Consider the following 10881-nt stretch of genomic DNA (forward strand, 5'->3'; position numbering starts at 1 on the left):
GAGAAAACAACCGCAAAACTTCTCAGATTGCAACGCAGGACGTTTTTAAATGCTCTGAATGGTTTTATATCCAAGGACGATTCAGAGACGTTAGAATCCATTCTAGCGTTCTTTCAAAATGACTTGTTTGCAGCTGATGAATTTGCGGAGCTGTTCGGAAAAGAAACGGCCATTTTCTTGACGCTGACGATCACGCAGCTGGCCGAGAAGATCATGCATTCCATCGATGCAGATATTCCTTTCAAGGTCTTATCTGAAAGAACCGCAGAGTGGATTGAATCGTGGTCGCAAGAGTTGGCGCAGCTGATGCAGCTGAATACTCATACAGCTATTGAACAAACGTTGAAGGATGGCATAAATGAAGGCCGCTCTATCCAGGAGATTGAACTGGAGCTGAAGGACCTTCCTGAATTTAGTCGCAAACGTGCACGTGTAACAGCCGTAACAGAGGTGTTGACCGCTTCTTCTGTTGCTCAACATGAGTCATATGTACAATCTCCGGCGGTTACGGCAAAGCGATGGAAGCACAGCGGCGGGAAGAAGAATCAGTCAAGAGAAAGTCATGTGCAGCTGGATGGAACGATTATTTCGCTCGATGAAGAATTTGAGATACCAGGTAGCGGAGAGCGGTGCATGTTTCCGAGAGATACACAGCTTACGCCAAAAGAGCGAGTAAATTGTCATTGTGCAGTTGGCCCTGTGGTTGATCCTGTTATTCTAGGATTGTCAGCTGAGGAAAAAGAAGAGATTAGAAGAAGAGTCTTACAGAACATGGAATGAAATAGTATAATATCCTCATTACTTTGGGAATGAGGGGAATATATGAATCTTTATGAATTATTATCTTCTATGTTTAATGGATTTATGTCTTTTTTTACAGCAATGATATGGCCAATTGTATTAATTATTGCTATTGCTATGTTGAAAAAGCCTATTACTAATCTTATTCAAGATATAGCAACAATAAAATATGGGGGCTTTGAACTTAATTTCATTAGGAACAAGCTAGAAGAAATTGAAGGAGAAATTAATGAAGAATTAAAATTGCAGAATGAAACAGATAAAAATAAGAATGTTAATAAAAGTCAAGTGAAATTGCCTGTAACCCAAACCTCAAAAAGTATTAGTTTGGATTACAGATTAGCTCGACTTGATGAAGTTATTCGTAAACTGTACTTAGCACTTAATCAGGATGAAGAAGATAAAAAAATCAATATTGAACAGATGGATATATCAATTCTTATGTCTGATTTGCAGCAGAAGGCAGTTATTCATAGTGGTATGGCTAAATCAATTATTGATACTATAAATCTCGGTAATTATTCAAAACAAATGCCTAAAAATATTAAATCTCAATATGCGAATAATTTGCAATCTATAGAGGCATATCTTAATAACAAATTAAATCGTATTCAGAATAAAAATAAGTCTTCTTAAAAAAGGAGACTTATTTCTTTTGAAAGGAGGTGAATGAATTGCCACGCGAATTGATAAATGCAAAAATCACACACGTTTCATACGTGGACAAGGCTGCTAATCAAAAGCAGTTTTTTTTCGTTAAGTCAGAAAAAGAAAATGACTTTCAAAAAGAGATCAAGGTCATTGCGAAGGCTGATGATGCGCAGCGTCTTGTGTACGGTATTGTATACGAACCAAACGTTGCGGATGCACATGGAGATTACATGACACCAGAAGAGATCGAAAAAGCGGCTCACGGATTCTTGAAGGATGCACGTGAGATCGACAAGCAGCATGATTTCCAAGGCGGTGTCGGGGAAGTCGTTGAATCGTACATTGCTCCGTCTGACTTTGAAATGGGCGATGAAGTGATCAAGAAAGGATCGTGGGTCCTTGTGACAAAGGCTTCCGATGAAATTTGGGAACAGATTCAGAAGGGTGAGATCACCGGATATTCAATGGCCGGAACTGCGGATATAGGAAAACAGGAGAATCACAAGCCAGCTTCTGAAGAGAAGGGGCTTTTTTCTTTACTCAAAAACTTCTTTTTATCAAAAGGAGAAGTAAAGAACCGATACGACAAAGGCCGCATGCGTCGTGAATTTTGGGCTGCACAAGATGCGCTGAATTCCGTTTTGTATAAATGGGACCCTTACGAGGATGATGGTTTAGAAACTGATCCTGAAAAAGTAAGAGCAGCACTGGAAGACTTTGTGGAAATTACACAAGAGATTTTGCTTACTGATGACTTGGCTGGGATCCAAACTGATCCACCTGAAGAAGTCGCAAAAGCAGGTAAAAAGTTTTCAGCTGCTAATCTAAATGAGCTAAAAAATGCAAGAGCCGCTATCGACAATCTGTTGAGTCAAGCGGAAGAGAAGAAGGAGGAAGAAGACGTGAACAAAGAAGATTTGCAAAAGATGCTAGATGACACAATTGCACCGGTTGTAAAGCGTCTGGATGACCTTGAAAAAGGCGAAGGCGAGCAGCAACCTGATCCGCAAGAAAAACAAATTGATGAAGAGGTCGCAAAAGAAATGGCCGCAGCTGTAGAAAAGGCATTGGCTCCAGTTGTTGAAAGAGTCGAAGCCCTTGAAAAAGCACGTCCGCAAGGTAATGGAGTAGGAGATCAACAACAACAAGACTTACAAAAATCTGAAACGGTATGGGGCGGCTTGCTTTAAGCCGAGAAAAAGGAGGAACTAGAGTGAGAAATCAAGAGGTAATTAACAAAGCGGAAGTGACGCTTGGTACTTTAAAGACAGGCGGTCTCATGAATCCAACCCAATCTAGCACATTTATTCGTATGGTGCAAAATGCACCAACACTGCTACAAGATGCACGTGTTATTCCAATGGATAGTGATGCACAAAAAATCGAAAAAATCGGTTTTGGTCAGCGGATTCTTCGTCCTGGTGTGGAAGGAAAGGCAGTTCCTGCAAGTGATCGAGTTGCACCAACAACAAGCACTGTGGAGCTTAATGCAAAAGAAGTCATCGCAGAAGTGAATATTACGTATGACACACTTGAAAATAACATCGAGGTCGATGCTTTGCAAAACACCATCATGCAAATGCTGGCGGAACGAGCGGCAGTAGATATTGAAGAATTGATCCTAAATGGTGATACAAAATCTGAGGATACTTACCTTGCGCAGCTTGATGGTATCCGAAAGCAAGCCACATCTCATATCGTAGATGTTGCTGGTGAACCACTTACACGTCAAGTATTCAAACAAGGATACAAAGCTGTTCCACCAAAATATTTGCGCGTCCCACAAGAGTTCCGCTTCTATTCTTCTCCAGGGCAAGAGGTCGAGTGGAAAGACAAAGTGGCCGATCGTCAAACAAATTTAGGAGATGCAGCAGTACAAGGTGGGCTTTCTTCTGCATTCGGTGTTCCAGTCAAAGGAATTGCAAACATGCAACCGTATGATGCGGACGGCACAGATGTTTCAGACATTTTATTGACTCATCCAAAAAACATCATCTTGGGCTTCTCTCGTAATATCCGTATTGAGGTTGATAAAGACATCCGTAATCGTAAGTTCATTATCGTCCTTACTGCGAAGCTCGACAGCAAATTTGAGGAAGAGGATGCTGTTGCTAAGATCATCAAGGTCAAGGAGTGATCAATATGTATACAGCTGAATTGATCAAGGGAAAGACATACGCTGTGATGGGGCATGTCTTTCTTCTTAATCAAGTTAAGGAGATTGAGAAGAAGGTTTTTCAATATCTCAATGGCAATGATTTTTTCGCTTGTAAGGAAGTGAAAGTTCCTGTTGATGATTCAAAAACGGATGATCAACCAAAAGAAAAGCCATCGGAAGAGGAAGAACCAAAAGAGGCCGAAGAAGAACCGCAACAAGAACAAAAAATCTACACTGAAATTGAATTGAAGGATATGAAAAAAGATGGACAAGAAGCCGTTATTGTTGATCTTGGCGGCGATCCGTCTGAGTTCAAGAATGAAAGTGAAAGAATTGCCTTCATCCTTGAAAATCAACAGCAGCAAGAAAAAACAGGAGAGCAAGGCTGATGCTGATCTCTCCTGAAGAAGTTAGGACGTATAGCGTATTCGAGAGCGTGAAAAACCGCTCGGATGAATTATTGGAAAGTGACATCATTGAGGCTGAAGCTGAGGTATTTAAAATCGCAGGTCATGATTTCACAAGTGAAAAATATCAGCCCCTCCCTGAAAAAGCAAAGATCGCATTGATTAAAATGGCACAGTTTTTCGCATTGATCAACGGCGATGAATCAATCATCAAAGGGTACAAGTCTGAAAAGATTGGTGACTACTCTTATACACTGGCAGATGGTAACGCCATATCAAAACCAGATGTGTATAACCTGTTGATAGATTTTATCGAGCCAGGAGATGCGCCGGAAGATCCAGGCAACGTCAAGTTAAGGTTGAGATCACTATGAGCTATCAATCATTGTTGACGGATCAATGCGATATTTTCCACCTACAGAATGAGCAGCTGTCAAAAGATCGTTTTGGCGTGCCGGTTCAGGATGCACAGCCGATCTTTTCATATCCTGATGAGCCTGATCAAGTTGATCAAGCATGTTACTTCACAGAGAGAAATCAAAACATCACACAGCAGGAGCCAAACGCAACCATTCATCAATCATATCTCGTCCATTTTCCTATTACCGCTGATGTTCGTCTGAACGATAAAGTGGTATGGGAAGGTGTGACATTGAAACTGCAAAAGCCCAGACGGATCAAAAACCATCATATTGAGGTGGTAGCGATGAGGAGTGAAAGCCTTTGAGGATTGATGGTTTAGATCAGTTCATAGAGGACTTGAATGCTGCGGTGAATGGCGGCTTACAAGCAGAATATGAAGAGTGGCTTGAAGGAATGGGTTATGAGTTTCTTGATATTGTTCAGGATGAGGTTATTCGTACAAAAACAGTGGATGCTCGTCGCTTGCTTAACTCTTTTCAGAAAGGCGATCGAGAAAACGTCTTTTCGATGAGCAGTGGCGGTCTAACATTGGATGTTGGGACCAACTTGGAATATGCGTCGTACACAAATGATGGTCATTTTACCATTGATCCCTCCAAAAATCAGGATAGACGATGGGTTCCTGGCAGATGGGTTGGTGATCGTTTTGAATACGATCCAAACGCTGAAACAGGAATGCTTCTAAAGTTCCAATGGGTTGAGGGCAGCGGCTATTGGGATAATGCACTTTCAATTTTTGAACAGATGTTTGAACGATCATTAGACCGCAAACTGCAGCAATGGATCGATGAACAATTTGGGCGGTGATTAAATGAATCAAGAAGTCGGCGCCATCATGAATTATTGTTACAAGCGGTTTCCGGTGAAAATATATGAAAAAGTGATTCCTGAACAGTTTCAGGTCCCATCGATGTACTTTCCTGATGCATGGGTCAATACAAGAAACGATACTGTTTCAACGTTTCTCAAAACATACACGCTGCATATAAAAGTGTTTCACAAGGATTCTGGGCAGGCTCATGATGCGGCAGAAACAATCGTTGATGCCTTATCAGCGGATCGTAATATTATTCAGATGGTTGCTGAAGACGGTAAACCGCTCGATCAATATATGCGAATCAAGAGGGCGGAAACTAGGATTGCAGATCAAGGTGTGGCAACGATCGTCCTCACATGGGATAGTGCCTATTGGTACAACCGAGACGCGCAGCCAAGCCTTGACGACATAAATTTTTCAGACGGGGTGATCAAACGTGAGCAAGACTAAAAATGAATCACAGGTGAAAGAAGAAAAAGCCGCTCCGGTTCTTCCTAAAGAAGCAGCATTTTCATTTGAAGCCTTGAAAGAGCACAGCAAGGAATTGTTTGGCGTAAAGCCTGAAATCCTTGAAGGTGCTCTTTTTTATATCAAAGATCAACCAATTACAAAAACAGAAGCGAGAAAGCAGATTGATGCTTTTTTGTCTAAGGAGGTTTAAGCATGAATGGAGGTACTTTCACGCCAGGTACAGAAAAGAAGCGTCCTGGTATCTACTTCAATTTTAAAACCACAGCACAGCAGCGTATCACGTTAGGTGATCGCGGAACCGTTGCACTTCCGATTACGATGAGTTGGGGAGAGCCTAAGACGTTCATCTCTATCTCAGGCATCGAGGACTTAAATAAAAAAGTCGGATTAAACATCGATGACAAATCACTGCTTCTTTTCCGAGAAGCGAAGAAAAAAGCACAAACAGTCTTGCTTTATCGCCTGAATGAAGGGGAGCCTGCAAAGGCTCAGATCAGCGAGAATTTCAATGTGCTTGCTAATTATGGCGGACAGAAAGGTAATGAGGTCACGATCCAAGTCACTGAAAACGTATTGGACAGCTCCAAGCGTGATGTGGTGACTTACGTGGGTACAGACATTGTCGATAAGCAGGTTGTCACTGATGTCAAAGAGCTGAAGCAAAACAAATACGTTCAATTTTCTGGTGAAGGTGAAGTGACTATCACAGCTGGCGTAACACTAAGCGGTGGGAAAAACGGAGTGCCAAGCGTGGCAGATTACACAGCATTTCTTGAAGCAGCTGAAACAGAATACTTTGACGTGATCGCGCTGCCTAATAACACTAGCGAGCAGTTAAAAGCGACATTTGTGGCTTTCATCAAGCGGCTGCGTGATGATCAAGGGCGCAAGGTGCAAGGGGTTTTAGCAAACTATTCGGCTGATCATGAAGGAATTATCAATGTCACAAGTGGCGTTCTGCTAGAAGACGGCACAGAGATCACGCCAGCCAAAGCAACTGCATGGGTTGCCGGTGCATCTGCAGGAGCCAATTTCAATCAGTCACTGACATTTGTTGAATATGAAGGCACTGTGGACACGTTAGAGCGCTTGGATAATGACCAAGTGGAATATCGCTTATCACAAGGGGAATTCTTGTTCACGTTTGATGCGAGAGATCGCACAGTAAGCGTTGAAAAGGATATTAACTCCTTAACGACTTACACAACCGAGAAGAACAAGACATTCGCTAAAAACAAGATCATTCGAGTGCTCGATGCGATCAACAACGATCTAACGAGAGAATTGAAGGATTTGATTAAGTTACGCAAAGCAAATGGGAACGATATTCCGGCATCTGATGACGGGTTGCAGCTGGTGAAAACACTCATCACGCAATATCTCACGCAGCTCCAAGACGGGAGTGGCATTACAGGCTTTGATTCTGAAACAGATATCGTAATTGCTCTTAATGAAGATCGTGACGGTTTCTTGATTGATCTAGCTGTTCAACCAGTTGATGCAGCTGAAAAATTCTATTTCAATGTAGAGGTGAAATAAGATGGCTTTTAAAGCGCAGAATACCATTTCAGGTAAGGAAGGACGCTTATTCCTCGATGGTGAGGAATTGGCGTTTATCAAAACGTTTGAAGCGAATGTGGAGAAGAATAAATCAGAAGTTAACGTTATGGGCCGTCGTATGACCGGTCACAAGACAACCGGTGCGAATGGTACTGGCACAGCGACTTTCTATAAAGTCACATCACGTTTTGTACAGCTCATGCTGAACTATGTGAAGAAAGGGGAAGACCCATACTTCACCATTCAAGCTGTACTGGATGACAAATCATCTGGCCGCGGCATCGAGCGTGTCACATTGTTTGATGTGAACTTTGATTCTGCAAAGATCGCAGGGCTCGATGTGGATTCAGAAGCACTTGAAGAAGAGGTTCCTTTCACGTTTGAGGACTTTGACCTTCCTGAGAAGTTGAAGGAAACATTCTAATTTCCACAAAAAAGGAATAGTGAATGACTTGAATATATGTGATTTTTAATTTCATCATTGATATGGTATACTTTTTGTAGCTACAGAGTAGTCCAAAACTACTTAGATAAAGTATGTTTACATGCAAAGCAATTTGCATAAAATAAAAAGAAGCCAGGATGCGCTAACATCCCGGCAATGTACAATGAGGCCCACAAGAGGGCTGGCTTATTTACATGGTGAAGCTAAACAGGAAATAGGTTATCCCTAAGAACTTACCAGGCTCAAGGGAGGCCTATTTTTTGTTTATATACGTCAACAAGGCAAGGATAAACATCCCGAACAAAAGCATTAGGGAAATCGCTTGGAACGTTGACATGAGCATCACCCCCTTTCGATCTGGGGATGTGCCAGGCCACCCTTATAAGCCGTTCATATGTACGATTTATATTATACATGAAAAGATTGGAAAGCACATTCGTAAATTGGGTGTGCTTTTTTGCATTCAAAAAAACAAATCAAAGGGAGTTTTTAAACATGAGCGAAAAACAAACAAACAACGTATATGATCTTTCATTCTTTATGCCAGGACAAACAGCGGAAACAGAAGAAATTAAATCAATCATTTCAAAACGCTTTGTTGATAAAAAGGGTGAAGTGATTCCATTCGTATTCAAAGCTATCACAACAGAGCGCATTGATGAACTAGAGAAAGAAAACACGACTTTCAAAAATGTTAAAGGTCGTGGACGTGTGAAAGACTTGGATTCTCAACGCTTCTATGCACGTATTGCGGTTGAATCAACTATTTATCCTGACTTTAAGTCAAAAGAATTGCGTGAAGCATACAGCACCCAAGATCCAGTCGAAGTGGCAAAGCGTGTCCTATCTGTCGGCGGTGAATATGCAAACTGGTTAAACAAAGCCATTGAGGTCAACGGTTTTGAAGATGAAATTGAGGACCTTGAAACAGAAGCAAAAAACTAATAAAAGACGGGAACAAAGAGGCTGTGTATCTGTATTACTGCATGCATGAGCTTCATTACTCCCCGTCTGAACTCTTAGAGGTCTATGAAGCGCCAAGGCGATTCAAGGCCTTTTTGTTTGGGTTAATAGCCCACAAATTAGAAGTGCTTGAAAAGGAATCGAAGAAAGGAGGATAAGTCATGGCTCGTTTAACAGCACGTTTTGAATTACAAGACCGGATCACGCGTAAATTGCGTTTGATCAGAGGAGATATGGAACGGCTTGATAGGTTGCGCCGCAGATCAGAGCGGCCCATCACATTAAGAATCCGAGACAATGCCACAATCGCATTAAGACGTGTGCAGCGGTTTGTTTTGCGTGACCTTGCTCGAACTTATCAGCTTACACTGGATGTAAATGATCTGGCCACAAAAGCATTGAGAAAGTTCAATGGTTTCTTACAACGTAAGATGCCGCGTACTCATAGCGTGCTGATGCGCATTAAGGATCAGGCAACACCGGGGCTTGTCAGGCTTCGTCGTTACATCGATCGGAAATTCGGCAAAGTAGAGCGGTTTGCAATAACCGTACATGATCGTGCAACCGCAGGGATCAGACGTATTGCATCATATGCAGCTCGTCAGCTTGGTCGAGGATACAGCTATACCATTAGAGCCGTTGATATGGTCCGACGCACAGTCAGCCGTATAGCGTCATATACTCGGCATACCCTTGGTACTGAATACAGGGTGGCGATCAATGCGATCGATCGTTTCACCGCTCCGGTACGTGGAGCCGTTGCATTTGCAAATACCCATTTGGGACGGACTTACACAACCACAATCAAGGTTCTGGACCTTATCACAAAGCCATTGAGAGGGATTGTGTCAGCTGTCACCAGTACACTTGGTTTGCTTGGAGTCGGTGCCGGTGCAACAGGCGGTATTGTCGTGCCGCTCAAAATGGTAGCGGATCGACAGAACATGACCACGGCTTTTGAAACACTGCTCGGCAGCAGAGGGAAAGCAGATGCACGACTGGACGAGCTGACAGCCTTTGCTGGTCAAACGCCATTTACGCGTGACGAGATATTTGAGTCAAGTCGTGTCCTCCAAGTATTTACGGGCAATGCCCTTTCTACGACTGAAGGCATGAAGCTAGTCGGGGACGTTGCCGCAGGTGTTCAGCGGCCATTCTCAGAAGTTGCACTATGGATGGGGCGTTTATATGACGGCATTAAATCGGGGCGTCCTATCGGTGACGCAACGGCAGCGCTGCAAGAAATGGGGGCGATCTCTGGTGATGCCAGAGGTAAGCTCGAAAAACTTGCAAAGAGCGGCAAGGACATAAATAAAACTTGGCCGGAAGTCACGAAGGAATTTGGCAAATACAACGACATGATGATCAAAATGTCGGACAACCTAGCCAACTTATTCTTAGGTGTCAAATCATTCATCAACAACTCTATTTTGATGCCTTGGGGTAAAGGACTTGCAGCTGCGTTTCAACCTGCGTTAGAAGCATTTAGAACGTGGCGTGGGGAATATTCCTTTGTGCTGACTGATCTATCAAACAAAGCTGAAAAGGCGGGCAAGAAATTTGCTAACAGCTTCCTTGATCCGACAAAGAGTGTTTTCGGATTCATTGGTGATCAATTTAAAATTCTGTTTCCTGGTGAGAAATTAACCAAAAAGCAGACACAAGAACTCAAAGTGAAATTTAAGGATAATCCCAAATTAAAAAAGCACTTTGAACAGCTAGAAAAATACAGGGAAATGGACTTTGAAACTCGGTGGAAGCTTGTCCTTGATAATACAAAAGACGTTTTTGGAGCGTGGTGGGAAAAGACTGGGAAACCAGGTCTTTTTAAGATGGCTGAAAATGTCGGTAAGACTTACGGTGGCATCATAAACGGTGTGATCAATGGTCTACTTGGTATTGATGACAAATCATCCGAGGACAGTTTCACTGATGCAGGAGCCAAAGCAGGAAAGATATTCATTGAATCCTTTTTAGAAGCTCTTGATCCTGTGCAATTGGGTATTCGAATCGCCAAGAAGATTGGCGAGATCAACTGGAATGCCCTAACTGGAGAAGGATCAATTGCTGGTGCTTTGATTGCCAATGCGTTTGCGCTTGCGTTCTTAGGAAAAGTGGCCACTTTATTAAAGCCGCTTAAATCCATTCTTTCTGGCGCTTTTGCTGTCTATAAATGGGGCAAAGG

At 42.5% G+C, this 10881-nt stretch carries 15 protein-coding genes and 1 pseudogene; 15 read left to right on the forward strand and 1 reads right to left on the reverse strand.

The features are described 5' to 3' along the window. The 12 genes from R0K30_RS20560 to R0K30_RS20615 form a co-directional block, all read left to right on the forward strand. The coding region (locus tag R0K30_RS20560) for a phage minor head protein (RefSeq protein WP_410612571.1) at positions 1-780 on the forward strand (780 nt) is incomplete at its 5' end. A gap of 42 nt (positions 781-822) precedes the next feature. Next, positions 823-1437 carry a hypothetical protein gene (locus R0K30_RS20565; RefSeq protein ID WP_410612573.1) on the forward strand — a complete coding sequence of 205 codons (615 nt, stop codon included), beginning with the start codon at positions 823-825 and terminating at the stop codon, positions 1435-1437. 38 nt (positions 1438-1475) lie between these two features. Continuing rightward, on the forward strand, positions 1476-2642 hold the full coding sequence (locus R0K30_RS20570) for an XkdF-like putative serine protease domain-containing protein (RefSeq protein WP_410612575.1): 1167 nt from the start codon (positions 1476-1478) through the stop codon (positions 2640-2642). Positions 2643-2665: 23 nt separating this feature from the next. Then, entirely contained in the window at positions 2666-3589 is a 924-nt protein-coding gene (locus tag R0K30_RS20575; protein WP_410612577.1) for a phage major capsid protein, read from the forward strand. A 5-nt stretch (positions 3590-3594) separates the two neighbouring features. Then, positions 3595-3999: a YqbF domain-containing protein gene (locus R0K30_RS20580; protein ID WP_410612579.1), complete on the forward strand. Its 405-nt coding sequence runs from the start codon at positions 3595-3597 to the stop codon at positions 3997-3999. After that, on the forward strand, positions 3999-4391 hold the full coding sequence (gene yqbG / locus R0K30_RS20585) for a protein YqbG (RefSeq protein ID WP_410612581.1): 393 nt from the start codon (positions 3999-4001) through the stop codon (positions 4389-4391). The genes R0K30_RS20580 and yqbG overlap by 1 nt, the downstream gene beginning before the upstream one ends. Beyond that, positions 4388-4744 (forward strand): DUF3599 family protein, encoded by a 357-nt coding sequence (locus R0K30_RS20590; RefSeq protein WP_410612583.1) that lies wholly within the window; start codon positions 4388-4390, stop codon positions 4742-4744. Before yqbG ends, R0K30_RS20590 begins: the two co-directional genes overlap by 4 nt. Continuing rightward, positions 4741-5247, forward strand: coding sequence for an HK97 gp10 family phage protein (locus R0K30_RS20595; protein ID WP_410612585.1), 507 nt, complete (start codon positions 4741-4743; stop codon positions 5245-5247). The genes R0K30_RS20590 and R0K30_RS20595 overlap by 4 nt, the downstream gene beginning before the upstream one ends. A gap of 4 nt (positions 5248-5251) precedes the next feature. After that, complete coding sequence (locus R0K30_RS20600) at positions 5252-5707, forward strand: phage portal protein (RefSeq protein ID WP_410612587.1); 456 nt, start codon at positions 5252-5254, stop codon at positions 5705-5707. Next, positions 5694-5918 carry a YqzN/YkzM domain-containing protein gene (locus R0K30_RS20605; protein WP_410612589.1) on the forward strand — a complete coding sequence of 75 codons (225 nt, stop codon included), beginning with the start codon at positions 5694-5696 and terminating at the stop codon, positions 5916-5918. The genes R0K30_RS20600 and R0K30_RS20605 overlap by 14 nt, the downstream gene beginning before the upstream one ends. Before the next feature lie 2 nt (positions 5919-5920). After that, positions 5921-7267 carry a phage tail sheath family protein gene (locus R0K30_RS20610; protein ID WP_410612591.1) on the forward strand — a complete coding sequence of 449 codons (1347 nt, stop codon included), beginning with the start codon at positions 5921-5923 and terminating at the stop codon, positions 7265-7267. A 1-nt stretch (position 7268) separates the two neighbouring features. Beyond that, on the forward strand, positions 7269-7712 hold the full coding sequence (locus R0K30_RS20615; protein WP_410612593.1) for a phage tail tube protein: 444 nt from the start codon (positions 7269-7271) through the stop codon (positions 7710-7712). A 274-nt stretch (positions 7713-7986) separates the two neighbouring features. On the opposite strand, the gene R0K30_RS20620 is transcribed toward R0K30_RS20615, so the two are convergent. After that, complete coding sequence (locus tag R0K30_RS20620; RefSeq protein ID WP_074041930.1) at positions 7987-8076, reverse strand: putative holin-like toxin; 90 nt, start codon at positions 8074-8076, stop codon at positions 7987-7989. Positions 8077-8228: 152 nt separating this feature from the next. Between R0K30_RS20620 and R0K30_RS20625 the strand changes: the two genes are divergently transcribed. The 3 genes and pseudogenes from R0K30_RS20625 to R0K30_RS20635 form a co-directional block, all read left to right on the forward strand. Then, a complete protein-coding gene (locus R0K30_RS20625; RefSeq protein ID WP_106025143.1) occupies positions 8229-8678 on the forward strand; it encodes a phage tail assembly chaperone in 450 nt (149 codons plus the stop codon). Between the two features lie 29 nt (positions 8679-8707). After that, positions 8708-8854: a hypothetical protein gene (locus tag R0K30_RS20630; RefSeq protein ID WP_191098159.1), complete on the forward strand. Its 147-nt coding sequence runs from the start codon at positions 8708-8710 to the stop codon at positions 8852-8854. A gap of 3 nt (positions 8855-8857) precedes the next feature. Further along, positions 8858-10881 (forward strand): annotated as a pseudogene (locus R0K30_RS20635) (transglycosylase SLT domain-containing protein); the annotation flags it as partial.

Source organism: Bacillus sp. SIMBA_154 (assembly GCF_046536015.1).
GTDB classification, from domain to species: Bacteria; Bacillota; Bacilli; order Bacillales; family Bacillaceae; genus Bacillus; species Bacillus pumilus_P.